28 protein-coding genes are annotated in these 25278 nt (G+C 61.0%); 9 read left to right on the top strand and 19 right to left on the bottom strand.

Annotated features, from left to right (window positions below; all coding sequences use genetic code 11):
• From AC1DLB_RS00875 to AC1DLB_RS00860, 4 genes are all read left to right on the top strand, one after another.
• On the top strand, positions 1-483 hold a 483-nt coding region (locus AC1DLB_RS00875; RefSeq protein WP_477784489.1), incomplete at its 5' end, for an LPS-assembly lipoprotein LptE.
• A 39-nt stretch (positions 484-522) separates the two neighbouring features.
• Positions 523-1560, top strand: coding sequence for a DNA polymerase III subunit delta (gene holA / locus AC1DLB_RS00870; protein WP_477743847.1), 1038 nt, complete (start codon positions 523-525; stop codon positions 1558-1560).
• 218 nt (positions 1561-1778) lie between these two features.
• A complete protein-coding gene (gene arfA, locus AC1DLB_RS00865) occupies positions 1779-1943 on the top strand; it encodes an alternative ribosome rescue factor ArfA (RefSeq protein ID WP_003176285.1) in 165 nt (54 codons plus the stop codon).
• A gap of 62 nt (positions 1944-2005) precedes the next feature.
• Positions 2006-3328: a lytic murein transglycosylase gene (locus tag AC1DLB_RS00860; RefSeq protein WP_019650890.1), complete on the top strand. Its 1323-nt coding sequence runs from the start codon at positions 2006-2008 to the stop codon at positions 3326-3328.
• Positions 3329-3421: 93 nt separating this feature from the next.
• On the opposite strand, the gene AC1DLB_RS00855 is transcribed toward AC1DLB_RS00860, so the two are convergent.
• From AC1DLB_RS00855 to AC1DLB_RS00795, 13 genes are all read right to left on the bottom strand, one after another.
• On the bottom strand, positions 3422-4369 hold the full coding sequence (locus tag AC1DLB_RS00855) for a S66 peptidase family protein (RefSeq protein ID WP_477743846.1): 948 nt from the start codon (positions 4367-4369) through the stop codon (positions 3422-3424).
• A gap of 174 nt (positions 4370-4543) precedes the next feature.
• On the bottom strand, positions 4544-5566 hold the full coding sequence (gene lipA, locus AC1DLB_RS00850; protein WP_007946663.1) for a lipoyl synthase: 1023 nt from the start codon (positions 5564-5566) through the stop codon (positions 4544-4546).
• A gap of 1 nt (position 5567) precedes the next feature.
• Positions 5568-6215 (bottom strand): lipoyl(octanoyl) transferase LipB, encoded by a 648-nt coding sequence (gene lipB, locus AC1DLB_RS00845; protein ID WP_007937425.1) that lies wholly within the window; start codon positions 6213-6215, stop codon positions 5568-5570.
• Positions 6215-6490, bottom strand: a complete 276-nt coding sequence (locus AC1DLB_RS00840; protein WP_477784488.1) for a DUF493 domain-containing protein — start codon at positions 6488-6490, stop codon at positions 6215-6217. Before AC1DLB_RS00840 ends, lipB begins: the two co-directional genes overlap by 1 nt.
• Positions 6491-6573: 83 nt before the next feature.
• Complete coding sequence (locus tag AC1DLB_RS00835) at positions 6574-7731, bottom strand: D-alanyl-D-alanine carboxypeptidase family protein (protein WP_018925757.1); 1158 nt, start codon at positions 7729-7731, stop codon at positions 6574-6576.
• A gap of 183 nt (positions 7732-7914) precedes the next feature.
• Positions 7915-8925: a septal ring lytic transglycosylase RlpA family protein gene (locus AC1DLB_RS00830; RefSeq protein WP_477784487.1), complete on the bottom strand. Its 1011-nt coding sequence runs from the start codon at positions 8923-8925 to the stop codon at positions 7915-7917.
• Positions 8925-9935 (bottom strand): lytic murein transglycosylase B, encoded by a 1011-nt coding sequence (gene mltB, locus AC1DLB_RS00825; protein WP_086945938.1) that lies wholly within the window; start codon positions 9933-9935, stop codon positions 8925-8927. The genes AC1DLB_RS00830 and mltB overlap by 1 nt, the downstream gene beginning before the upstream one ends.
• A gap of 17 nt (positions 9936-9952) precedes the next feature.
• Positions 9953-11056 (bottom strand): rod shape-determining protein RodA, encoded by a 1104-nt coding sequence (gene rodA / locus AC1DLB_RS00820; protein WP_019650887.1) that lies wholly within the window; start codon positions 11054-11056, stop codon positions 9953-9955.
• A gap of 31 nt (positions 11057-11087) precedes the next feature.
• Positions 11088-12983 carry a penicillin-binding protein 2 gene (mrdA, locus tag AC1DLB_RS00815; RefSeq protein ID WP_111454207.1) on the bottom strand — a complete coding sequence of 632 codons (1896 nt, stop codon included), beginning with the start codon at positions 12981-12983 and terminating at the stop codon, positions 11088-11090.
• Between the two features lie 10 nt (positions 12984-12993).
• Entirely contained in the window at positions 12994-13461 is a 468-nt protein-coding gene (rlmH, locus tag AC1DLB_RS00810; protein WP_007937439.1) for a 23S rRNA (pseudouridine(1915)-N(3))-methyltransferase RlmH, read from the bottom strand.
• 9 nt (positions 13462-13470) lie between these two features.
• Complete coding sequence (gene rsfS / locus AC1DLB_RS00805; RefSeq protein ID WP_019581345.1) at positions 13471-13965, bottom strand: ribosome silencing factor; 495 nt, start codon at positions 13963-13965, stop codon at positions 13471-13473.
• 72 nt (positions 13966-14037) lie between these two features.
• Positions 14038-14727 (bottom strand): nicotinate-nucleotide adenylyltransferase, encoded by a 690-nt coding sequence (nadD, locus tag AC1DLB_RS00800; protein WP_018925751.1) that lies wholly within the window; start codon positions 14725-14727, stop codon positions 14038-14040.
• A gap of 1 nt (position 14728) precedes the next feature.
• On the bottom strand, positions 14729-16000 hold the full coding sequence (locus tag AC1DLB_RS00795) for a glutamate-5-semialdehyde dehydrogenase (protein WP_064620611.1): 1272 nt from the start codon (positions 15998-16000) through the stop codon (positions 14729-14731).
• Positions 16001-16187: 187 nt separating this feature from the next.
• Here AC1DLB_RS00795 and AC1DLB_RS00790 point away from each other — a divergent pair, with 187 nt between their 5' ends.
• Together AC1DLB_RS00790 and AC1DLB_RS00785 are read left to right on the top strand one after the other, a co-directional pair.
• A complete protein-coding gene (locus AC1DLB_RS00790; RefSeq protein WP_064620614.1) occupies positions 16188-16886 on the top strand; it encodes a DNA-3-methyladenine glycosylase in 699 nt (232 codons plus the stop codon).
• Positions 16887-16986: 100 nt separating this feature from the next.
• A complete protein-coding gene (locus AC1DLB_RS00785; RefSeq protein ID WP_086945941.1) occupies positions 16987-18303 on the top strand; it encodes a bifunctional DedA family/phosphatase PAP2 family protein in 1317 nt (438 codons plus the stop codon).
• A 46-nt stretch (positions 18304-18349) separates the two neighbouring features.
• On the opposite strand, the gene AC1DLB_RS00780 is transcribed toward AC1DLB_RS00785, so the two are convergent.
• Genes AC1DLB_RS00780 through AC1DLB_RS00770 form a run of 3 tightly spaced genes read right to left on the bottom strand, consistent with a single transcriptional unit; the run spans position 18350 to position 20026 of the window.
• On the bottom strand, positions 18350-18940 hold the full coding sequence (locus AC1DLB_RS00780) for an LON peptidase substrate-binding domain-containing protein (protein WP_477784486.1): 591 nt from the start codon (positions 18938-18940) through the stop codon (positions 18350-18352).
• Between the two features lie 10 nt (positions 18941-18950).
• Entirely contained in the window at positions 18951-19667 is a 717-nt protein-coding gene (locus AC1DLB_RS00775) for an LrgB family protein (RefSeq protein WP_018925746.1), read from the bottom strand.
• Positions 19664-20026, bottom strand: coding sequence for a CidA/LrgA family protein (locus AC1DLB_RS00770; protein ID WP_064620620.1), 363 nt, complete (start codon positions 20024-20026; stop codon positions 19664-19666). Before AC1DLB_RS00770 ends, AC1DLB_RS00775 begins: the two co-directional genes overlap by 4 nt.
• A gap of 188 nt (positions 20027-20214) precedes the next feature.
• On the opposite strand from AC1DLB_RS00770, the gene AC1DLB_RS00765 reads away from it, so the two are divergent.
• The 3 genes from AC1DLB_RS00765 (at position 20215) to AC1DLB_RS00755 (ending at position 23170) form a co-directional block, all read left to right on the top strand.
• Positions 20215-20670 (top strand): MaoC family dehydratase, encoded by a 456-nt coding sequence (locus tag AC1DLB_RS00765; RefSeq protein WP_018925744.1) that lies wholly within the window; start codon positions 20215-20217, stop codon positions 20668-20670.
• A gap of 115 nt (positions 20671-20785) precedes the next feature.
• Positions 20786-22501, top strand: a complete 1716-nt coding sequence (locus AC1DLB_RS00760) for a C13 family peptidase (RefSeq protein ID WP_018925743.1) — start codon at positions 20786-20788, stop codon at positions 22499-22501.
• A 27-nt stretch (positions 22502-22528) separates the two neighbouring features.
• Positions 22529-23170, top strand: coding sequence for an oxidoreductase (locus tag AC1DLB_RS00755; RefSeq protein ID WP_477784485.1), 642 nt, complete (start codon positions 22529-22531; stop codon positions 23168-23170).
• A gap of 37 nt (positions 23171-23207) precedes the next feature.
• Here the strand turns inward: AC1DLB_RS00755 and AC1DLB_RS00750 are convergent, their stop codons facing one another.
• The 3 genes from AC1DLB_RS00750 to mpl all read right to left on the bottom strand — a co-directional run.
• On the bottom strand, positions 23208-23492 hold the full coding sequence (locus AC1DLB_RS00750; RefSeq protein ID WP_018925741.1) for a YceK/YidQ family lipoprotein: 285 nt from the start codon (positions 23490-23492) through the stop codon (positions 23208-23210).
• Positions 23485-24117 (bottom strand): flavin prenyltransferase UbiX, encoded by a 633-nt coding sequence (ubiX, locus tag AC1DLB_RS00745; protein ID WP_018925740.1) that lies wholly within the window; start codon positions 24115-24117, stop codon positions 23485-23487. Before ubiX ends, AC1DLB_RS00750 begins: the two co-directional genes overlap by 8 nt.
• On the bottom strand, positions 24114-25278 hold a 1165-nt coding region (gene mpl, locus AC1DLB_RS00740), incomplete at its 5' end, for a UDP-N-acetylmuramate:L-alanyl-gamma-D-glutamyl-meso-diaminopimelate ligase (protein WP_477784484.1). The genes ubiX and mpl, both read right to left, overlap by 4 nt.

The following is a 25278-nucleotide window of genomic DNA, read 5'->3' as shown; positions in this document are numbered from 1 at the left end:
GCCTACGGCGAAACCGTGACACAATTGCGTCAGGTACTGGAAAGCAGCGGCGTCCGGGTCTACAGCGGCGCACCTTACAAACTGGTGCTGACCGATGAGCAGGAAAGCCAGCGCATCCTCAGCTATGCCGGTGCCGGCCGTACTGGCGAGTACCAGGTGAACACCGTGCTCAATTACGACATCCGTGGTCAAGGTGGCCTGCCACTGCTGAGCGACAAGCTTGAAGTGCAGAAGGTGTTCATCCACGATGGCAACAACCTGGTAGGTTCCGACCAGGAAGCCAACGATGCCCGCCGCGAGACTCGTCGTGAACTGGTTCAACGCATGATGCTGCGTCTGCAACAGCTCACTCCGACTCAGTTGGAGCAGCTGCAACAGACCGCCGACGCCCGGGCCAAGGCTGAAGCCGCCGCGCTGGAAGCAGCGCAGAAGGCTGAAGCGGAGACTCCGCGTCAGTCGCCTGTCGAACTGCCGCAGCAATAAGACTTACGGGGCGCTCAGGCGCCCCGTTCGCCTCCTCTTATGAAACTCGCCCCCGCCCAACTCGGTAAACACCTGCAAGGCGCTCTTGCGCCGGTCTACATCATCAGTGGCGATGACCCACTGCTGTGCCAGGAAGCCGCCGACGCCATTCGCGCCGCTGCTCGCCAACAAGGTTTCGATGAACGCCAGGTCTTCGCCGCCGACGCCAGTTTCGACTGGGGTACGCTGCTGCAGGCTGGTGCAAGCATGTCGCTGTTCGCCGAAAAACGTCTTCTGGAACTGCGCCTGCCCTCCGGCAAACCTGGTGACAAAGGCGCCGCCGCGCTCATCGAGTACTGCTCGCGCCCGGCAGAAGACACGCTACTGCTGATCAGCCTGCCCAAGCTTGATGGCAGTGCGCAGAAAACCAAGTGGGGCAAGGCGCTGGTCGAAGGTCCGCAGACTCAGTTCGTGCAAATCTGGCCCGTGGACACCAACCAGTTGCCGAGCTGGATTCGTCAACGACTGTCCCAGGCCGGGCTTTCCGCCAGCCAGGACGCCGTCGAACTGATCGCCGCTCGGGTCGAAGGCAACTTGCTGGCTGCCGCCCAGGAAATCGAAAAGCTCAAGCTGATGGCCGAAGGTGGTCAGATCACCGTCGAAACCGTGCAAGCGGCGGTGGCCGACAGCGCGCGCTTCGACGTCTTCGGCTTGACCGACGCGATCCTCAACGGCGAAGCCGCTCATGCCCTGCGCATGCTCGAAGGGCTGCGCGGCGAAGGCGTCGAACCGCCGGTGATTCTCTGGGCGCTGGCCCGTGAACTGCGCCTGCTGGCCAACCTGTCGCTGCAATACAGCCAGGGCGTGCCGCTGGACAAAGCCTTCAGCCAGGCCCGACCGCCGGTCTGGGACAAGCGCAAACCACTGATTAGCAAGGCACTGCAACGCTACTCGGCACAACGCTGGGCGCAATTGCTGCTTGAAGCACAGCGCATCGACGCGCAGATCAAAGGCCAGGCGGCGGGTTCACCCTGGATGAGTTTGAGCCGGTTGACGTTGTTGATGGCTGGGCAGAGATTGTCGTTGCCTGCCGAATAACCTGTTTTCCAGCCTGCACCAACCTCTGTGGCGAGGGAGCTTGCTCCCGCTGGGTTGCGAAGCGACCCCGAAACGGTTTTACGACTGCTCCGCAGCCGAACGAGAGCAAGCTCCCTCGCCACAAGCCATCATTTCCTACATATCCCAGGGACTAGACAGAACCCCAACTTCGGCCGATGATTTGTCCCGCAAAATCCACTCACTTGCGAGAGATCATCATGAGTAAAAAGCCATCCAAGCATGGCCCCAACAAGGCCAAATCCATCATCGCCCAGCCACTGTTCCGCAGCCGTCAGGAACGAGCCGGCAAGGGCAAAGGCAGCTACCGCCGCGAAGCCTTCCAGTCTAATAGCTGGGAGGCTTCTTACTTTCTGGCAGCCTGAAAGGCAAGCCATCGCTCAACATGTTAAGGTCTGCACCTGATTCGTATCCTCTGGACCTGTGCATGCCCCTTTGTCTTTCCCGTCGTTGGCACCTTCGCCAATTGATAGCTGCCTCCAGCCTCGTTCTGCTTGTCGCCTGCGCGGAAAAACCCACCGCCGCCGACGCCCAGCCGCTTCAAACCCAAGCCGTTGCCACGGCCCCTGCGGTCGTTCCGCCAGTGGTTCCGACTGGTGAGGATCTCGACATCCAGCCCACCCAGACCTTTGCCGAATGGCAGGCGGGCTTTCGCAAAGACGCCCTCGCCGCCGGCATTCGCGCCGACCTGTTCGACCGTGCCTTTGCCAATGTCAGCTTGGACGCCAGCGTGATCCGTGCCGACCGCAGCCAACCGGAATTTACTCGTCCGGTGTGGGAATACCTCGATGGCGCGCTGTCGCCGCTGCGGGTACGCAAAGGTCAGGCACTGGTCAGCCAGTACGCCGATATCCTGCAAAGCATCGAACAGCGCTATGGCGTCGACCGTCAGGCATTGGTCGCGGTGTGGGGCATGGAGAGTAACTTCGGTCAGTTCCAGGGTAACAAGTCTGTGATCAACTCCCTGGCAACCCTGGCCTATGAAGGTCGACGCCCAGGCTTTGCTCATGCGCAGCTGATCGCTGCCCTGCAAATCCTGCAACAGGGTGATATTGAACCCGAGAAAATGCTCGGCTCCTGGGCGGGCGCCATGGGCCAGACCCAGTTCATCCCGACCACCTACAACACCCACGCCGTAGACTTCGACGGCGATGGCCGCCGTGACATCTGGAACAGCGCCGCTGATGCACTGGCCTCGACCGCGCACTACCTGCAAAGCTCTGGCTGGCAGAAAGGCCAGCCGTGGGGCTTCGAAGTCCAACTGCCGAGCAGCTTCAATTACGTCCTGGCCGATGGCGCGATTCGCAAAAGCGTCGCCGAGTGGCAGCAACTGGGGGTCACCCTGCCCAATGGTGTCCAGGTTCCGGCCGGTTCCGAACACCTGTCGGCCGCCCTGCTCCTGCCGGCAGGCTATCGCGGCCCGGCATTCCTGATCTTCGATAACTTCCGCGCAATCCTCAAGTACAACAACTCTTCGTCCTACGCCTTGGGCGTGAGCTTGTTGTCTGAGCGCTTCAATGGCGGTGGCCTGATCAACGGTCTATGGCCAAAAGATGACTTGCCGCTGAGCCGTACCGAGCGAATCGAGCTGCAAACCCTGCTGAGCGCCCGGAACTATGACGCCGGCACCCCCGACGGCATCATCGGCGCCAATACCCGTAAAGCAATCCGCAGCGCGCAGCAGTCGTTTGGCTGGCCGGCGGATGGGTACCCTACGCACAAGTTGCTCGAAGGTTTGCGTAACCGCTAAAAGCAAAAGATCGCAGCCTTCGACAGCTCCTACAGGGTTTTGTGTACACCTGCAGGAACTGCCGAAGGCTGCGATCTTTTTTGCGATGTGTTGTTACTTGATCACCACATCCTGCTCCAACACCAACGTCTTGCTCCCCGCATCCAGCCTGACCAGTGCCCCCATCGGCAACGTCAGGTTCGGATCGCAATGCCCGCTGCGCCACCCCGCCAGCACGGGTATGCGCAACGACGCGAAGGTCTGCTTGAGCAAGCCCTCCAGCGCGATGGTGTCCACGCCCGCCACATCCCCCACCAGAACCCCGCGCAACTTGTGCAGCGTGCCGGCCAGACGCAAGTGGGTCAGCAGCCGATCAATGCGATAAAGCGGCTCGTTGATGTCTTCGATGAACAGGATGGCGCCCTCGGCGTCGATCTCGTAAGGCGTGCCCATGGTCGCGGCGATCATCGACAGATTGCCCCCCAGCAAACGCCCGTGAGCAATGCCTGGCGAGACGGTCGTCAACGGGTAGGCCACAGGGTGCGCCAGCACGCTGTCCGCCGTCACTTGCCCGCGCAACATGTTGAAAAACGAGGACTCGGTGGGTTTCTGCTTGTCACCCAGCAGGTCAGCATTGAGCATCGGGCCGTGAAACGTCACGAAACCCGCATAACGGCTGATTGCCAGATGCAGTGCAGTGATATCGCTATAGCCGATGAACGGTTTGGCATTGTTGCGCAGTAACTCGAAATCGATCCGATCGAGCAAACGCGGCGTACCGTAACCGCCACGCAAACAGATGATGGCGTCGACCTCGCTGTCGGTAAATGCCGCGTGCAAGTCATTGAGCCGCACATCGTCGCTGCCGGCCAGGTAGGCGTCTTTCTCGTAAACACCGGGGAACACTCGCAGCGAATAGCCGCGAGCGCGCATCCAGGCAATCGCTTTACCGGTGTCCAGGGCAGCGGGGCCGGCAGGCGCAATGACGCCGATCAGCCCTGCAGGCGGCAAGGCCGGAACAGGGACGTGAGGACAAAGGGTGTGGGTCGGTCGAGCAGTCATCCATGATTCTCCCTGTGTGAATGCTTCAGCACACAGTAGTCAGGAACGGGAATAAACAAAAGAGGGTCAGTCGCACCACGGCTTGCAGGAAAAGCCTGCAGAGGATGTGGGCACCGCCAATGAAAAYGCCCGCAAGGACTAACCTTGCGGGCGTGCTCTTTTCTCAGCGCGGAATCAGGACGACATCAATTCGGCCTTGACCAGCTTCGCCTGCTCGTCGGCGTGGTACGAGGAGCGTACCAGCGGGCCGGAAGCGACGTTCTTGAAGCCCATCTTGTAGCCTTCCTCGGCAAACCAGGCGAAGGTGTCCGGGTGCACGAAGCGCTGGACCGGCAAGTGGCTGCGGGACGGTTGCAGGTACTGGCCCAGGGTCAGCATGTCGATGTCGTGTTCGCGCATGCGTTTCATGACTTCGATGACTTCTTCGTCGGTTTCGCCCAGACCCAGCATCAGGCCGGACTTGGTCGGAATGTGCGGCATCATCTGCTTGAAGCGTTGCAGTAGGGTCAGCGACCACTGGTAATCCGACCCCGGACGCGCAGCCTTGTACAGGCGCGGCACGGTTTCCAGGTTGTGGTTGAACACATCTGGCGGCTCGGCGGCGGTGATTTCCAGTGCGACGTCCATGCGGCCACGGTAGTCCGGGACCAGGGTTTCGAGCTGTACGTTCGGCGACAGTTTGCGGATTTCACGGATGCAGTCGGCAAAGTGCTGGGCACCACCGTCACGCAGGTCGTCACGGTCTACCGAGGTGATGACCACGTATTTCAGTTTCAGGTCGGCGATGGCAATGGCCAGGCTTTCCGGCTCGTTCACGTCCAGTGGCTTCGGACGACCATGGCCAACGTCGCAGAACGGGCAACGACGGGTGCAGATATCGCCCATGATCATGAAGGTCGCGGTGCCGCCGGAGAAGCACTCGCCCAGGTTCGGGCAGGATGCTTCTTCGCAAACGCTGTGCAGCTTGTGTTTGCGCAGCAAGGCCTTGATGCGGTCGACTTCCGGGGAAACCGGGATGCGCACGCGAATCCAGTCAGGTTTCTTCGGCAGTTCGGTGGTCGGGATGATCTTCACCGGGATGCGTGCAACCTTCTCGGCGCCGCGCAGCTTGACGCCGGCTTCAACCTTGGCACGCGGGGCCGGACGCTCGGTGACATCGAGCGTCGGGATCATGGTTTGCACTGCATCAGTAGTCATATCAATCGATTCCGCCCGTTAGGGTCGTCTGCTCAGCATAGTCGAGGTGTTTGACGAGCTGCGCGCGCAGCCGGGCACTTACCTCGGCAAATTCAATCGGTCCTGCGTGATCGCGCAGCTGGGTCATCGCCAGCCCGGCATAGCCGCAGGGATTAATCCGTCGAAACGGTTCCAGGTTCATATCCACGTTCAGGGCCAGGCCATGAAAGGAACAACCGTGGCGGATCCGCAGACCCAAGGACGCGATTTTCGCGCCATCGACATAGACACCCGGTGCATCCGGCTTGGCGGATGCGGTCACGCCGTAACTGGCCAGCAACTCGATCAGGCACTGCTCCATGCGGCTGACCAGGTCACGCACGCCGAACCCCAGCTTGCGCACATCCAGCAACAGGTAGGCCACCAACTGGCCCGGACCGTGGTAGGTCACCTGCCCACCGCGGTCGACCTGCACCACCGGAATATCGCCTGGCAGCAACAGGTGTTCAGCCTTGCCGGCCTGGCCCTGGGTGAACACCGGAGGGTGCTCGACCAGCCAGATCTCGTCGGCGGCATCGCTGCCGCGTTCGTTGGTGAAGCGTTGCATGGCATGCCAGACTGGCTCGTAAGCCATCTGGCCAAGTTCGCGAAAGCCCAGCGTGCCAGGCATCACAGCACCATGTGCACGAAGCCGGTAGCCCGCAGTTCGCTGTTGATGTTGTACAGCTGGTCCTGGTCGGTGGCGACGATGTGCAACTGAATCGTGGTGTACTTGCCGTTGGTGCTTTGGCGCTCATCAACGCGGTCATGGTTGATCGTCGCGTGTTTCTTGACGATCTCGATGATCTTGTCTTTGTTGCCCACACCCGTATCGCTGATCACCTTAACCGGGTAATCAACGTTGGGGAATTCGATCTTAGGCGCCTYTACTTCGGTATCGGTCATGGCGTAACGGCCTCGTAAGCGTAAGCCGTGGCGACAGCAAGGCCCCACGCCGGATCAGCGTGGGGCCATGCAGGTGCACACTATCAGTTGAACAAGCCGTAGAAGAATAGACGGATGCTATCCCACATGCGGCGGAAGATACCACCCTCGTCGACTGCGTCCAGAGCGATCAGGTCGGCGCTGTGCACCACTTTGTCGTCCAGTTTCACTTCGACTTTACCGATCACGTCGCCCTTGGCGATGGGTGCAACCAGTTGCGGGTTCATGGTCATGCTGGCAGCAAGCTTCTTCAGCTGGCCTTTTGGCAAGGTCATAGTCAGGTCTTCAGCCAGGCCGGCCTTGACTTGATTGGTGGTGCCTTTCCAGACAGGTGCCTGAGCCAGCTCGGCGCCTTTCTGATAGAAGGTCTGGGTTTCGAAGAAGCGGAAACCGTAAGTCAGCAACTTCTGGGTTTCGGCAGCACGAGCCACTTCGCTGTTGGTGCCGAACACCACGGCGATCAGACGCATGCCATCACGTACGGCCGAAGACACCATGCAGTAGCCGGCTTCGTCGGTGTGACCGGTTTTCAGACCGTCGACAGTCTTGTCGCGCCACAGCAGCAGGTTGCGGTTAGGCTGCTTGATACCGTTCCAGAAGAACTCTTTCTGCGAGTAGATCGCGTAGTGAGCCGGGTCTTCGTGGATGATCGCGCGAGCCAGCACGGCCATGTCGTGAGCCGACGAGTAGTGCTCCGGGTTCGGCAGACCGGTCGGGTTCATGAAGTGGGTGTTGGTCATGCCCAGATCAGCAACGGTTTTGTTCATCAGGTCGGCGAATGCGTCTTCGCTGCCGGCGATGTGCTCGGAGAGCGCAACACTGGCGTCGTTGCCCGATTGAATGATGATGCCGTGCAGCAGGTCGCTGACGGTAACTTGCGAGCCGACCTTGATGAACATCCGCGAACCACCGGTACGCCAGGCGTTCTCGCTGACGGTCACCGGATCGTTTTCGCCGATCTGGCCACGACGGATTTCCAGGGTCGCGATATACGCGGTCATCAGCTTGGTCAGRCTGGCCGGCGGCAGACGCTGGTCACCGTTGTTCTCTACCAGCACGTTGCCGCTGCTGGCGTCCATGAGTACGTAGGCYTTGGCGGCCAATTGCGGTGGCGACGGCATCATCTCGACCGCGAAAGCCGCGGGAGAGAGAAGCAGCGGGACTAGCAGGCACAGGCGTTTGGCAAAGGTGGTGATGTTCATCCGTCTCTCGAAATCGCTAATGGAAACTGCCCTAGGGCAAAACTAATCAGACAACTTTTCAAAAAGCTGTCACGTGTTCAGTTGCTCACTCTGTAACCCTTGCCGGGCTTTTGTTCTTCAACGAGCCAACAACCCGGTTCGCCCCCCAAAACTGCAAGCGAACCGTCAATCAAGTACTACGTGTTACTCGGCGCTGACCAGGCTCGGTGAACCGAGATTGGCCAGCCGCACGCTGTTCTGCACCTGCTGGATTTCACCCGCAGAGCCGATCGGCCCCATGCGCACCCGATGCAGAGTCTGCTGGTTACGCACGATCGAGCTGATGAACACCGGAGCGCTCACCATCCCGCTGAGCTTCGATCTCAGGAGCTCTGCAGCGTCCGGGTTGGCGAACGCGCCCACCTGCAGATACTGGCCAGAGGCTGGTACAGAAGCGTTTTTTTTTGCATCGATCTGCACGGGCACAACGGCCGCGGCGTGTTGCTGCGGCGGTGGCGTCCATTGCTCGACGGTGCCAGTGGAAGCGGTCATGGTCGGCGCGGCATTTTGCGCCACTTGCGGCTCGTTGAGCATCAACGGCGCCGGACGACCTCTCTGCGCCCACCATTCCTGCGGGTCGATGCCTTCGACCTTGACCCGCGCCGTGCCGATTTCAGCGTAGCCAAGCTTCTTGGCGGCCGCGTAGGACAAGTCGATGATCCGGTCTGAATAGAACGGCCCACGGTCATTGACCCGCAGAATCACCGTCTTGTTGTTGTCCAGGTTGGTCACCCGAACGTAACTTGGCAGTGGCAAGGTCTTGTGGGCGGCGMTCATGCCATACAGGTCATACACCTCGCCGTTGGCGGTGTTCTGGCCGTGGAACTTGGTGCCATACCAGGACGCCGTGCCCGACGCGACGTAGGTCTTGGATTCCTGCAGCGGGAAGTAGGTCTTGCCCAGCACGGTGTACGGGTTGGCTTTATAAGGACCGCTGTGCAGGGTCGGCGTGGCATCCGGGATGCGCGATACGTCGACGTCCCACCAGGGTGCGCCATCCTTGTGCGCCCGGTTGATGTCCAGGCCGGGGGCCGAWCGAACGGCGGTGGAAGACTTCTGAGTCGGTGAGCGGCTGGTCGAACAACTGGCGACCAGCACCGCCAACGCGGCGAATGCCATGAGCTTCAGGGGTTTATTCATAGGCAATGCCCGCATTACTTGACGCCCCGTGCTTGGACCAGCTGTTCAGACAGTTGATGTACGGCCATGGCGTACATCACGCTGCGGTTATAACGCGTGATCGCGTAAAAATTCGTCAGGCCCATCCAGTATTCAGGGCCATTGTCACCTTCCAGGCGGAAAGCCGTGACCGGCATATCATCGCGCAGCGCATCATGACTCGACCAGCCCAGCGCCCGCAACTCCCCGACGGTTTTCGTCGGTTCGATGCCGTCGGTCAGCCCCTCGTCCACCTGATCGCCGCGCACATCGGCACGGCTGACCACAGGTTCGCCGGCGACCCAGCCGTGTTGCTTGAAATAACTGGCGACGCTGCCGATGGCATCATCGGGGTTGTTCCAGATATTAATGTGGCCGTCACCGTCGAAATCCACCGCATAGGCGCGAAAGCTGCTCGGCATGAATTGCGGCAAGCCCATGGCTCCGGCATAGGAGCCTTTGAGGGTCAACGGGTCGACCTGCTCTTCACGGGCCAGCAGCAGGAATTCACGCAACTCCTTGCGAAAGAAATCAGCACGGGGAGGATAGTCGAAACCCAGGGTCGACAAGGCGTCGATCACCCGATAATTGCCAGTATTGCGACCAAAAAAGGTTTCGACGCCGATGATCGAGACGATCACCTGCGCCGGCACACCGTATTCCTGCTCGGCGCGAGCCAGCACCGCCTCGTGCTGACGCCAGAAGTCCACGCCACGGGCGATGCGCGCGTCGGTGATGAACATCGGGCGATATTCTTTCCACTGCTTGACGCGTTCGGCGGGTTTGGAGATCGCGTCCAGAATCGACTGTTTGCGCTCGGCTTCGCGGAACACGCCCATCAGCTGTTCACCGGCAAAGCCGTAGTCACGGGTCATTTCACCAACGAACTCGGCCACCTGGGGTGAGCCTTCGTAATCGCCGGCCAATGCTTCCTGCACGGAACCAAGGATGCTCACCAGGCCGACCCACGGTGCGTATCGAGTCGCCCAGCCACGCATTACTTGCATTGAAATCTTCACCTTATTCAAACCTGCGCGATCCACTTGCGATGGGTATGGATCGACATCAAAACCCCAAACGCTGACAGTAGCGTCACCAGCGAAGTTCCTCCGTAGCTAATGAACGGCAACGGCACCCCCACCACCGGCAACAGGCCACTGACCATACCGATGTTGACGAAAACGTAAACAAAAAACGTCATGGTCAGGCTGCCCGCAAGCAATTTGCCAAACAACGTCTGGGCCTGGGCGGTAATCACCAGCCCGCGACCGATCAACAGCAGGTAAATCAGCAACAGCGCGCAGATACCGACCAGGCCGAACTCTTCACCCAGGACCGCAATAATGAAGTCGGTGTGGCTTTCTGGCAGGAAATCCAGGTGCGACTGGGTACCGAGCAACCAGCCCTTGCCGAACACGCCACCGGAACCGATGGCCGCTTTCGACTGAATGATGTTCCAGCCCGTGCCCAGCGGATCACTCTCGGGGTCGAGGAAGGTCAGGATTCGCTGCTTTTGATAGTCGTGCATGATGAAGAACCACATCGCCACGGCCACCGGCACGGCGGCGGCGATCACGCTGAGGATCCAGCGCCAGCGCAGGCCACCCATGAACAGCACGAATGCGCCACCGGCGAGGATCAGCAACGAAGTGCCGAGGTCGGGCTGACGCACGATCAGAATGAACGGGACACCGATCAGCACCAGACTGATCCCCACGTGCTTGAGCTGGGGTGGCAAGGAACGCTTGGCCAAATACCAGGCGATGGTCGCCGGCATCAGGATCTTCATGAATTCCGAGGGCTGGAAGCGGATCACCCCGGGGATATTGATCCAGCGGGTGGCCCCCATGGCGTTATGGCCCATGACGTCCACCACCACCAGCAAGATCACGCCGACCACATAGCCGAGCGGCACCCAGCGGGCCATGAAGCGCGGTTCGAACTGGGCGATGACGATCATCGATATCAGACCGATGCCGAAGGAAGTGGCTTGCTTGGCCAGCAGATCCCAGCTCTTGCCGCTGGCCGAATACAGCACGAACAAGCTGCCGGCGGCGAGGGTCAGCAGCAGGATCAGCAGCGGGCCGTCGATGTGCAGGCGTTGCAACAGCGTCGCACGGCGACGCATCACATCCTCGCTGGAGAGCATGCGATCGAAATTATTCTTCACGGGCCGTAGCCTCCGCACTGATAGGGCTGGCGTATTCGGCTTTCAGTCGTCCGTCCTGGTCGAGGAGCCAGGCGTCCATCACTTGACGCACCACCGGCGCGGCGACGCCGGAGCCGGACTCGCCGTTCTCGACCATCACCGACACCACGATTTGCGGGTTGTCGGCCGGCGCGAAGCCGACGAACAAGGCGTGGTCGCGGTGGCGCTCCTGCACCTTGGAGCGGTCGTACTTCTCGCCCTGCTTGATCGCAACCACCTGGGCCGTACCACTTTTGCCGGCAATCCGGTATTGCGCGCCGATCGACGCCTTGCGCGCCGTACCCCGGGCACCGTGCATTACCTGCTGCATACCGTGATTGACCTTGGTCCAGTCCGACGGGTCGCGCAGGATAATGTCCGGCATCGGATGTTCATCCTTCGGCTTCTCGCCCTCGATGGTCTTGGCCAGGTGCGGACGATTCCAGACACCCTTGTTGGCCACCAGTGCCGTGGCCTGCGCCAGTTGCAACGGAGTGGACTGCATGTAGCCCTGACCGATCCCCAGAATCAGCGTCTCGCCCGGGAACCAGGCCTGACGACGGGTCACGCGCTTCCATTCCCGTGTCGGCATCAGCCCCGGCGACTCTTCGAACATATCCAGGGAGACCTTCTGGCCAATGCCGAATTTGCTCAGGTAGGACGACAACCGATCAATCCCCAGCTTGTGCGCCAGGTCATAGAAGTAGGTGTCGTTGGAACGCATGATCGCCGTGTCGAGATCGACGAAGCCGTCACCGGTACGGTTCCAGTTGCGGTACTTGTGATCGTAGTTGGGCAGCATGTAGTAGCCCGGGTCGAACACCCGGGTCGACGCCGTGACCACGCCCGCATCCAGGCCGGCAATCGCCACCGCTGGCTTGATGGTCGAACCGGGCGGGTACAGACCGCGCAGCACGCGGTTGAACAGTGGCCGGTCGATGGAGTCACGCAGCTCGGAGTAGGCCTTGAAACTGATGCCGGTGACGAACAGGTTCGGATCGAAACTCGGCTGGCTGACCATCGCCAGCACCTCACCGGTTTTCGGGTCCAGCGCTACCACCGCACCACGGCGACCGCCAAGCGCGGCTTCGGCAGCTTCCTGCAATTTGATGTCCAGGCTCAGGACGATGTCCTTGCCGGAAATCGGCTCGGTACGTTTGAGTACCCGCAGCACACGGCCACGGGCGTTGGTCTCGACTTCTTCGTAACCGACCTGACCGTGCAATTCGGGCTCGTAGAAGCGCTCGATGCCGGTTTTGCCAATTTGATGGGTACCGCTGTAACTCACCGGGTCCAGAGACTTGAGCTCTTTCTCGTTGATCCGCCCCATATATCCCACCGAGTGCGCAAAGTGCGCGCCCTGCGGATAGTGACGAACCAGCTGCGCGACCACTTCCACACCGGGTAGACGGAACTGGTTCACCGCGATGCGGGCGATCTGCTCTTCGGTCAACTCGAACAGGATCGGCACCGGCTCGAACGGCCGACGCCCCTGACGCATACGCTTCTCGAAGATCACCCGGTCCTCGGGCGTCAGCTCCAGCACTTCGACGATCACGTCGAGCACTTGCTGCCAGTCGCCGGAGCGTTCACGGGTCATGCTCAGGCTGAAGCTGGGCCGGTTGTCGGCCACCACCACGCCATTGCGGTCGTAGATCAGCCCGCGAGTCGGCGGAATCGGCTGCACATGGACGCGGTTGTTTTCCGACAGGGTCGAGTGGTACTCGTACTGGATCACCTGAAGGAAATACAGCCGCGCGATCAGCACGCCGATCAGCGTCACCACCGTAATAGCCCCGAACACGACGCGGCCACGCACCAGACGGGCGTCTTTTTCGTGGTCCTTGATGCGGATCGGCTGGGACATGAGGGCAGAACTACTTGTGGTAAGGGTGGCCGGACAGCACTGTCCAGGCACGATACAGCTGTTCACCGATCAGAATCCGCACCAACGGGTGCGGCAACGTCAACGGCGACAACGACCAGCGTTGATCCGCCCGGGCACAGACTTCCGGCGCCAGCCCCTCGGGGCCGCCGACCATGAAATTCACCGTGCGCGAGTCCAGCCGCCAGCGATCGAGTTCGACCGCCAGTTGCTCGGTGCTCCAGGGCTTGCCGTGGACTTCGAGGGTGACAACGCGCTCGTTCGGCCCGACCTTGGCCAGCATGGCTTCGCCTTCCTGACGGATAAAGCGCGCCACGTCGGCGTTCTTGCCGCGGGTGTTGAGCGGAATTTCCACCAGTTCCAGCGCCAGCTCGGAAGGAAGACGCTTGGCATATTCATGCCAGCCTTCTTCCACCCACTTGGGCATGCGTGAACCGACGGCGATCAGTCGCAGTCGCACAGCGTTCCCTTATTGCTGGTCTTTGTTGAGCTTGGTGAAATGCTCATGGGTGTTCTCAGGGCTGTGGTGTGCAGCGCTGGCAGAACGGCTTTGCTCGGCACCGGCCCACAGGCGTTCCAGGTCATAGAACTGGCGCGCCGAGGCAGTCATCATGTGCACGATGACGTCGTCCATATCCAGCAGCACCCAGTCGCTGTCGCCCTTGCCTTCTTCACCCAGCGGCTTGACGCCTTGGGCTTTGACGGCTTCGCGGACCTTGTCCAGCATCGCGCCGATCTGGCGGTTGGACGTACCGGTGGCGATGATCATGTAGTCAGTGATGCTCTGCTTTTCACGAACGTCGATCACCTGGATGTCCTGGGCCTTGACGTCTTCCAGGGCCGCTACGGCAACCTTGACCAGCTCTTCGCCGGCCAGTGGCGCGCCAGTTGGTGCTTCTACTGGCAGCGGTGCGCTCTTGAATGTGCCCTTGCGCTTTACTTTGTTTACGTCTTTGTCAGTCATATAAAACTCGTTTTGCTCGTATGTTCGGGCGCTTCGATACACGCATTCACGTGCCTTGAAGCGCGCCCTTTTTCAGTTCGACGCACGGTAAAGTCCGTGCGCATCGATGTAGGCCAGGACCGCGTCGGGCACCAGGAAACGTACCGACTTACCGCTGGCCAGCAGTTGACGGATCTGGGTGGCGGATACCGCGAGCGGTGTCTGCCAGACGAATGCAATCTGTCCGCTCGGCCCTTTGAGGGCCAGCGGGTCGCTCACCGAACGTGCTGCCAGCAGGTTGCGCAAGGCATCCGGCGGTTCGCTGTCGGCATCCGGGCGTTGCAGCACCAGGATGTGGCAATGCTGGAGCAACTCTTCCCAGCGGTGCCAAGTGGGCAGGCCGCAAAATGCGTCCCAGCCCAAAAGTAGAAAAACCTGGTCTGAAGCGGCAAGTTCGGCGCGCATCAGTTCCAGGGTGTCGATGGTGTAGGACGGCTTGTCCCGCTGCAATTCGCGGGCATCCACCACCAACGGTGCCACACCGGCCACCGCGCACTTGACCATCGCCAGACGGTCCTTCGCCGATACCTGCGGCTTGTCCCGATGGGGCGGCCTGGCACTGGGTGTCAGACGCAACTCATCGAGAGCCAGCGATTCGGCGACTTCCAGCGCACCGCGCAAATGGCCGATGTGCACCGGGTCGAAGGTCCCGCCCAGTACGCCAATGCGTCGAGGCCGGGGCTCGCTGGCGGTCACTGGGGCTGACGGGTCGAGGTCGCCCAAGTCAGAGCGACTCCTGGCCGCGCAGCTGACCGTCACCGACCACGATGTACTTCTCGCAGGTCAGACCTTCGAGGCCCACCGGGCCGCGGGCGTGCAGCTTATCAGTAGAAATGCCAATCTCGGCACCCAATCCGTATTCGAAGCCATCGGCGAAGCAGGTCGGGGTGTTGATCATCACCGAGGACGAATCGACTTCAGCCACGAAACGCCGGGTGTCAGCCAGGTTTTCGCTGACGATCGAGTCGGTGTGATGGGAGCCGTACTGGTTGATGTGCTCGATGGCCTGGTCCAGCCCGTCGACCACGCGGATCGAGAGGATCGGCGCCAGGTATTCGGTAGTCCAGTCTTCTTCAGTGGCCGCGACGGCCTCGATGATCGCCCGGGTGCGCTCACAACCGCGCAGCTCGACGCCTTTTTCGCGGAACTGGGCAGCCATCGCCGGCAGAAACTCTTTGGCGACGGCCTGATCGACCAACAGGGTTTCCATCGCGCCGCAGATGCCGTAACGGTAAGTCTTGGCGTTGAATGCGATGCGCTGGGCTTTCGGCAGATCGGCGTGGGCACTGACGTAGACGTGACAGATGCCGTCCAGGTGCTTGATGACGGGCACGCGGGCATCGCGGCTGACCCGTTCGATCAGGCCACGGCCGCCGCGGGGCACGATGACGTCGACGTATTCGGGCATGGTGATCAGCGCGCCGACGGCGGCACGGTCGGTGGTTTCGACCACTTGCACCACCGCGGCCGGCAGATCGGCCTCGGCCAGGCCGCGCTGGATGCAGGCGGCAATGGCGCGGTTGGAGTGAATCGCTTCGGAGCCGCCACGCAGGATGGTCGCGTTGCCGGACTTCAGGCACAGGCTGGCAGCATCGATGGTCACGTTAGGCCGGGATTCGTAGATGATCCCGATCACGCCCAACGGCACGCGCATCTTGCCGACCTGAATGCCCGACGGCCGGTAACTCATGTCGCGGATCGCGCCGACCGGGTCCGGCAAGGCCGCGACCTGACGCAAACCGACGATCATGCCGTCGATGCGCGCCGGGGTCAGCGCCAGGCGTTCCAGCAGGGCCGGCTCAAGACCATTGGTGCGGCCAGCGGCCAAATCCAGTTCATTGGCTGCGGTCAGCTCGGCGCGCGCAGCATCCAGCGCATTGGCGGCCGCCTGCAAGGCGCGGTTTTTCTGCGCGGTGCTGGCACGGCCGATCACGCGGGAAGCTTCGCGGGCGGCGCGACCCAAACGGGTCATGTAGTCAAGAACGGACTCAGTCATGGTCTGTAATGGTCTTTGCTAGGCTTGGTAAAGAATAAAGCGGCAGATTATAGCTGTCGCGCCCCCCGACTAACAGCGGTGACGGGCGGATGGTCGAAATGGAGGGCAATTTGCCGACGTTCAGCCGTGATTAAGTTGCATATTGTTATCATCACGACTCAATCAGCCCTGATAATCGCTGTTCATCATGACTAACCTGACTGTTCGTGCGTCCGAAACGCGCCCGCCCAAGGCTCTGCCGGATGCATTTTTCGACCGCGACGCCCAAACGCTGGCCCGGGATCTGCTGGGCAAAATCATCCGCCACCGGGTCGACGACCTGTGGCTCAGCGCCCGGATCATCGAGACCGAAGCCTATTACTGCGAAGAAAAGGGTAGCCACGCCTCCCTGGGTTACACAGAAAAACGTAAGGCTTTGTTTCTGGATGGCGGCCACATCTATATGTATTACGCCCGCGGCGGCGATTCCCTGAACTTCAGTGCCCAAGGTCCGGGCAATGCGGTGCTGATCAAATCCGCCTATCCATGGGTCGATGAACTGAGCGGGCCAGCCAGCCTGGCGCAGATGCTGCTGAACAATCCCGACGCCCAGGGCCGCCCTCGCCCCTCGCAAAAGCTGTGCGCCGGGCAGACGTTGCTGTGCAAGGCGCTGGGGCTGAAGGTGCCGGTCTGGGACGCCAAGCGTTTTGACCATGAAGTGCTGCTGGTGGAAGACATCGGGCCTGCGCCCGGCCATATCATCCAGACCACACGCCTGGGCATCCCCCAGGGGCGCGACGAACATTTAATGTACCGTTTCGTCGATGCGGCTTACGCGCCGTACTGCACTCGCAATCCGATGCGTCGGGGTCAGGTCGAAGGGCGTGATTATTTTTTGCTGACTTGAAACGTGCCCGGGCAAACGGGAATCCCAGTGGGAGCGGTCGTTCAGCATTTGGGAGATTCATCCCTTTGGGGCCAAGTGAACATTCGATGGAGTTGTTTTTATGGGCCCATGGCTCGATAGCGTGATCGGTTGGCTGACGGTCAATCCGCAGTGGCTGGCCATGGCAGTGTTCGTAGTGGCGTGTGTGGAGTGCCTGGCGATTGCCGGGCTGATCGTACCCGGTACGGTGTTGTTGTTTGCCGCGGCAGTACTGGCCGGCAGTGGCGCACTGTCGCTGGGTGAAACATTGCTGCTGGGTTTCCTCGGCGGCGTGCTGGGCGACATCGTTTCGTATTTCCTGGGACGACATTTCCACCAGAACATCCGGCGCCTGCCGGGGTTGCGCCATCATCCGGAATGGATCGCCGGGGCCGAAGCGTATTTTCAGCGTTATGGCATCGCCAGCCTGTTAGTCGGACGCTTTATCGGCCCGTTGCGACCAATGCTGCCGATGGTCGCAGGTATGTTCGATATGCCCTTCCCCCGCTTCGCCGCCGTCAGCCTGTTGGCCGCCGCGGGCTGGAGCGTTGCCTATCTGCTGCCCGGCTGGGCCACCGGCGCGGCGATTCGCTTGCCATTGCCCGAAGGGTTCTGGCCCGAGGCCGGAATCGTTGCCGGCAGCATCGCCGTCATGGTGGGCTTGAGCATTACCAGCAGCATGCGCCGCCATCGCAAGGCGACGATGCTGATCACCGGCATGAGTTTTCTAATTCTGGCGGGACTGTTCATCGGCTATCCGCACCTGACCGCCCTCGACCAAGGGTTGATGACCCTGGTGCAGGAACACCGCAGCCCGATGCTCGATGAAGTAGCCGTGGTGTTCACGCTGATTGGCGAGTTCCGCAACATGTTTATGATCAGCGCCCTGTTGACGGCCCTGCTGTTGCTGACGCGACAATGGCGGCACGCGATCTTCGCCGGCAGCACGTTGCTTTTCACCGCGCTGGGCAACACGGCAACCAAGCACTTTTTCGCCCGCATTCGCCCGGAAGTGCTGAGCGATCCACTGACCAGCTATAGCATGCCCAGCGGCCACGCCTCGGGCTCGTTCGCGCTGTTTCTGACGCTAGCGGTGCTGGCTGGCCGCGGACAACCGCCGCGAATGCGCCTGACCTGGTTGTTGCTGGGTTGTTTGCCGGCGCTGGCGATTGCCCTGTCGCGGGTTTACCTGGGGGCGCACTGGCCTACCGATGTACTGGCCGGCGCGATGCTGGCGGCATGCGTGTGTGCGGCGAGCCTGTGGCTGACGCAACGCCAGGTGCCGCTCAACGCCATGCCACCCAAGGTCTGGTGGCTGGTGTTGCCGTCGTTGCTGGCGTTGTTCGGCTTCTTTGTGTTGCGGCATTTGCCGCAAGCTTTGTTGCGGTATGCATATTGAGGATTGAAAGATCGCACCTGTAGCGGCTGCGATCTTTCAGTGGACATCAGGCAAACAACTCACCCTGCAGTTCATCCAGCAACGCCTGAATCGCATCCAGCCGTTGCTGCGGATCATCGAGTTGCAGCAAGTCGATCTTGTCCACCTCGGAAAACGGCAACAGATACGCCAACTGATTGGCCAGCGACTGTTGCCCCGTCGCTTCGGTGCCCATGCTCAGTGCTTCGACCATCGGGTGTTCCGCCAAGGCCTTGAGCAGCGCGACCAGGTCGGCATCTTCATCCTGTAGCGGTTGCTCAGGTTCATCTTTGAGCCACTCGACTTCGGCGACGATCAACTGGTCGCGCTGCACCTCGGTGCGCACCACGTGAAAACGCCGCCCGCCCTTTACCCGAATGCCCAGCAGGCCGTTGTCCTGCTGATGGAAATCGGTGATCAGCGCCTCGCACCCCACCCGCGCGTAGCCTTCAGGAGCGATGCCGACTTCTTCGCCCTCGAGAATACACACTACGCCGAAGCCGCTGCCCTGTTTCATGCAACGGCCGATCATGTCCAGGTAGCGTGCTTCGAAAATCTGCAAGTCGAGGATGCRGTCCGGAAACAGCACCGTGTTCAGCGGAAAAAGCGGCAGACTCATAGACATTTCCTTACACCACCATCGACACCGCCAACGGCAGGAATACCGCCGTGGCCACGCCCATCAGACTCATCGCCAGCGCCGCGAAGGCGCCGCACTCCTCACTTTCCTGCATGGCCACCGCCGTGCCGACCGCATGGGCGGTCATGCCCAGAGCCATACCGCGGGCCTCCGGGCTGTGGACACCGAGACGAGTCAAAAGACTCGGCCCGAAGATCGCTCCGATCACCCCGGTAATCAACACGAACACCGCCGCCAGCGCCGCGACGCCACCAATCTGCTCCGCCACCAGCATGGCAATCGGCGAGGTCACCGACTTGGGGGCCATGGTCATCAGGATCATGTGTTCGGCGCCGAACCACCAACCCAGCAGCACCCCCATGCCCGTGGCGACCACGCCACCTATCACCAGCGTAGTAAATATCGGCCAGAACAACTGTCGAATCCGCCGCAGGTTGAGGTACAGCGGCACCGCCAGCGCAACGGTGGCCGGCCCGAGCAAGATACTGAGGATCTCGGTGCTCTTGCGGTACTCAACGTAACTCAGGCCGCAACTGACCAGCACGCCGATGACCAGCAGCATGGAGACCAGCACCGGTTGCAGAAAAATCCAGCGGGTTTTCTCGAACGCCGCCAGCACCAATTGATACGCGCCCAGCGTAATGCCGATGCCGAACAGCGGATGATGAATCACCGACGCCCAGGCGCCGTGCCAATCGAACATCATTGGCTGTCCTCGGAATGGGCGTGACGCTTGACCAGGCGCTGCATCAGCACCCCGGCGAAGGCCATCGACAGCACCAACGACAACACCAGCGCACCGGTGATCGCCCAGAAATCCGCGGCAATGTCAGTGGCGTAGACCATCACGCCCACGGCCGGCGGCACCAGCAGCAACGGCAAATAACGCAACAGGCTGCTGGCCGCAAGGTTCAGCGGTTCGCCGACTTGACCGCGGCTGATCAGATACCCCAGCAGCAACAGCAGGCCAATGATCGGCCCCGGCAGCACCGGCAAAAACAGATGATTGAGGGCTGTGCCGAGCAATTGAAACAGCACCAGCCAGGTCAGGCCACGTAACAACATCCATCCTCTCCCGCGCTCTCCCCCACCAAGAAGGGGCCCGACATTATAAGCACGCTATGAGTCGGCATTCGCCAAAAGCATGGTCAGTTGACCGGAGCAATTTGTCATGTTGATCTAAAGTGGTTCGCAGGGAGGTCAAGTCCCCCACTCGAAAAACTATAAATCCGATGAACCCAAGGAGAGTCTCAATGCCCTATGTTCCAGTTGCAGAGCTCAAAGATTATGTCGGCAAGGAACTCGGATGTTCCCAATGGCTCACCATCGACCAGGAACGCATCAACCTGTTCGCAGAAGCCACAGGCGATTATCAGTTCATCCATGTCGACCCGGTCAAAGCCGCGCAAACGCCTTTTGGCAGCACCATCGCCCATGGTTTCCTGTCGTTGTCGCTGATCCCCAAACTGATGGAAGACATCCTCATCCTGCCCGAAGGCGCGAAGATGGTGGTCAACTATGGCCTGGACAGCGTGCGTTTCATCCAGCCTGTGAAGGTTAATTCCAGGGTTCGACTCAAGGTCGACATGAACGACGTCACCGAGAAGAAACCCGGCCAATGGCTGCTCAAGGCCACCGCTACGCTTGAAATCGAAGGATCGGACAAACCGGCCTATATCGCCGAGCCATTGTCCCTCTGCTTCGTCTGACACATGCCTGATTGCGAAGCAGCTCATGCTGTTTCGCGCTGTGTCTGTGCCGTGTCTCTATAAATGCGACACATAGCTGCGGCATACTCCGTCGCCTAATTGCCCGGATCCCGCTATGCGCTCACTTGCACTCCTTGCCCTGACCCTGATGCTCACCGCTTGCGGCGATGGCGAATCGCTGTTGCCCCCCGACGCCCGCCTGCCGGATGGCGGACGCTATCGTGGTGATCTGGTCAACGGCCTGCTGCAAGGCGAGGGTCGCATCGATTACCCGAACGGCAGCTGGTATGCCGGTCACTTCGACAAAGGCCAATGGCATGGCCAGGGCGAATGGCACGGCAGCAACGGCGAGGTCTATCGCGGGCAGTTCCAGCAGGGGCTGTTCGACGGCCAGGGCACGCTGACCACCACCGGCAGCAGCTACACCGGCGGTTTCAAGGCCGGTCGACGGGACGGTGAAGGCACCCTCAAAGAAAACGCCATGACCTATCGCGGCGAATTCAAGGCCGACCAATATTCAGGGCTCGGTCGTCTGGAACTCGAAGACGGCAGCCAGTACCAGGGTCAGTTCGCCCACGGCAAACCCAACGGCGAAGGCCAGCGCAGCGATGCCAGCGGCAATCAGTTCACCGGGCACTTCGTCGATGGCCAACTGGAAGGCAACGGTACTTTCAACAGCGCCGATGGCGATATCTACGTCGGTGGGTTCAAGAACAATCAATTGCATGGCAAGGGCCGCTACGAAAACGCCGATGGCGATGTCTGGATCGGTCAGTTCAAGGAAGGCGTGCTGAACGGCAAGGGCGAGTTGATCGGCGCCGATGGCAGTCATTACATCGGTCAGTTCAGCGACTGGCGTTTTACCGGTCAGGGCCGCTTGAACCTGGCCGATGGCAGTTTCTATATCGGCCAGTTCGACGGCGACAACTATCAGGGCAAAGGCACGTTGGTACTGACCGATGGCACAGTGCTGAGCGGCACCTGGATCAACAGCCAGCGCGTGCGCGACGCCGACGGCAAGCTGCTGCCCGACACCCTGGAACTCGGCTTGCTGGCCCAGGGCCGCTTGCTCGACGAAGCACTGGCCAACGTGCCGGCCTCGACTCCGGCGGTCGAACTGTACACCTTGACCCTGGGCGGTGACGGCAAGCAGAGCGTGTTCCTGCGCGAATCCGACTACGTCGCCAACATGCTCGCCAGCCGTTTCGGCGCTTTCGGCCAGATTCGCCTGGTCAACCATCGCGACCACCTCGGCGACCGGCCGATGGCCACCCGGGAAAACCTGCGCCGCGCCGCCCAGACCCTGGCCGAGCGCAGTGGTCCGGAGGACTTGCTGTTCATTTACCTGACCAGCCATGGCTCCAGTGAACACGAGCTGGTACTCGACCAGCCACGCATGGAGCTGGCCGACCTGCCGGCCGACGAACTCGCCGCCGTCCTCGCGCCCCTGAAGAAGCGCGACAAGATTATCGTGATTTCGTCCTGTTATTCCGGCGGCTTCATCCCTGCCCTCAAGGATGAACACACCCTGATCATGACCGCCTCGCGCGCCGACCGGGTGTCCTTCGGGTGCTCGGAAGAAGCCAACTTCACCTATTTCGGCGACGCACTGTTCGCCCAGGCGCTGAACCAGACCGACGATCTGGAGCAAGCCTTCAAACGGGCCAGCGCCACCGTGGCCGAGCGTGAGCTGGCCGACAGCTTCGAAGCTTCCGAACCACAGATCTGGGCGCCGAAAGCCGTGCTTGCCCATTGGCAATTGTTACGCAAGCAGCAGGCACGAAAGGCATTGCAAAGTGTCTCTATCAGCAAGGATGAAAAGAGCAACTAAGCTGAACAGTATCAAGGGGGAATAACTATGTACTTGACGCCTCAGCATGTATTGCTTGCCGGAGCTACCGGGTTAACCGGTGAACATTTGCTTGACCGTCTGCTCAACGAGCCAACGATCGCACGCGTATTGGCCCCCTCACGCCGGCCACTGGCCGAACATCCTCACCTGGAAAACCCGGTCGGTGACCCGACTGTGTTTCTGCCGCAATTGAACGGTCGCGTCGACGTCGCCTACTGCTGCCTTGGCACCACGATCAAGCAAGCCGGCTCCGAGGAAGCGTTTCGCGCGGTGGACCTGGACATGGTCGTGGCCTTCGCCAAACGTGCCCGGGAAATGGGCGCACGGCACCTGATCGTGATCAGTGCCTTGGGGGCCGACCGCAGATCGCCGATTTTCTATAACCGGGTTAAAGGTGAGATGGAACACGCATTGCGCGCGCAGAATTGGCCGCAGCTGACCATCTGCCGGCCTTCGCTGTTGCTGGGCGATCGCGCCGAGCCGCGACTGGCCGAACGGGTTGCCGGTCCGTTGTCGAAATTGATTCCGGGCAAATACCACGGCATCGAAGCCTGCCAACTGGYCCGCGCCATGTGGCGCCTGGCGCTGGAAGAGCAGGATGGCGTACGGATTGTCGAGTCGGATGAATTGCGCAAGTTAGGCAAGTAATCCAGCAGCGCCCGCGAATAGAGCGCGAAGCGCTCTTCTATAATCCGCCGGTCGCCTGAAACCCAACACCTAAAACCGTCAACAACGACAACGGCAACAGCAATGTGTCGAGCAAAGCACTGGCCGGCAGATCAACACCGGGATAACTCGGCGCTTCTGCGCCAAATCTGTCCATGGCGCAGCACCCGCCGTTCATTGCATACAAATCCAGACGCGTCCCCGAATACACCACCGGTGCCCCGGGTTTGGCGGCATCGAGGGTGCGCGCCGTGGCGCAGCCCGCCAGTTGCACCGCCAGCAGAATGATCAGCAGCCTATTCATCACTGCTCAAATGGTGCTCGCCCCAACGCGGCAGCATGTCTTGCGGAATGTTCAGCAGATTGAGAATTCGCGCCACGACGAAGTCGATCAAGTCATCAATGGTTTGCGGCTGATGATAGAAGCCTGGCGATGCCGGCAAAATCGTCACGCCCATGTTCGACAGCTTGAGCATATTTTCCAGATGAATGCTCGAATACGGCGCCTCGCGCGGTACCAGAATCAGCTGGCGGCGCTCCTTCAACGTCACGTCGGCCGCCCGCTCGATCAAGTTGTTGCAGGCCCCGGTCGCGATCGCCGACAAGGTCCCGGTGGAACACGGCACCACCACCATCGCCGCTGGCGAGCCGGAGCCCGAAGCCACCGGCGACATCCAGTCTTCCTTGCCGTACACCCGAATCTGCCCGGTGGCGGCGCCGGTGTATTCAGTGAGGAAGGCTTGCATCATCTGCGGCTTGGACGGCAGCGAGACATCGGTCTCGGTGGCCATCACCAGTTGCGCGGCCTTGGAAATCAGGAAGTGCACCTCGCGGTCTTCACGCACCAGGCAATCAAGCAGGCGCAAGCCGTACTGGGCGCCCGAAGCGCCGGTCATCGCCAGCGTGATGCGTTCCGGACCGTTGTTCATTGCAGCGCCTCGGCCAGTTTGCCGTGCAGGCCGCCGAAGCCGCCGTTGCTCATGATTACCACGTGAGTGCCGGGCTGGGCCTGGCTCTTCACGCGCTCGATGATGCCTTCCAGCGAATCGCTGACAATCGACGGCACGGTGCACAATGCCGCCGTGGCACCCAGGTCCCAACCGAGGTTGGCCGGCGAATACCAGATCACCTGATCGGCATCGACCACGCTTTCCGGCAAGCCATCGCGGTGAGCACCGAGCTTCATGGAGTTGGAGCGCGGCTCGATGATCGCGATCAGCGGCGCATCGCCGATGCGCTTGCGCAAACCGTCGAGGGTGGTGGCGATGGCAGTCGGGTGGTGGGCGAAGTCGTCGTAAATGGTGATGCCACGGACTTCCGCAACTTTTTCCATCCGGCGCTTCACGCTTTTGAACGCGCTCAGTGCCGCAATGCCCATCGACGGCACGACGCCGACGTGACGCGCGGCGGCCAAGGTGGCCAAGGCGTTGGCGACGTTGTGCTGACCGGTCATGTCCCACTCGACCACGCCTTGAGCCACGCCTTCGAACATCACTTCGAACTTCGAGCCATCTTCACTGAGCAGTTTGACCTGCCATTGACCGCCGGCGCCGGTGGTTTGCACCGGAGTCCAGCAGCCCATCTCGATCACGCGCTGCAAGGCCGGCTCGGTGGTCGGATGGATCACCAGGCCTTCGCTCGGAATGGTCCGCACCAAATGGTGGAACTGTCGCTCGATGGCCGCCAGATCAGGGAAGATGTCCGCGTGATCGAACTCCAGATTGTTCAGGATCGCCGTGCGCGGGCGGTAGTGAACGAACTTGGAGCGCTTGTCGAAGAATGCGCTGTCGTATTCGTCGGCTTCAATCACGAAGAACGGCGTATCGCCCAGACGCGCCGACACCGAGAAATTCTGCGGCACGCCGCCGATCAGGAAACCCGGGCTCATGCCGGCGTGTTCCAGGACCCAGGCGAGCATGCTGCTGGTAGTGGTTTTGCCATGCGTGCCGGCAACCGCCAGCACCCAGCGGCCTTGCAGCACGTGATCGGCCAGCCATTGCGGGCCAGAGACGTACGGCAGGCCTTTGTTCAACACGTACTCGACCGCCGGGTTGCCGCGGGACATGGCATTGCCGATCACCACCAGGTCC

This window comes from Pseudomonas sp. 05N434 (assembly GCF_056396965.1).
This window is presented reverse-complemented; position numbering and strand designations above follow the sequence as displayed.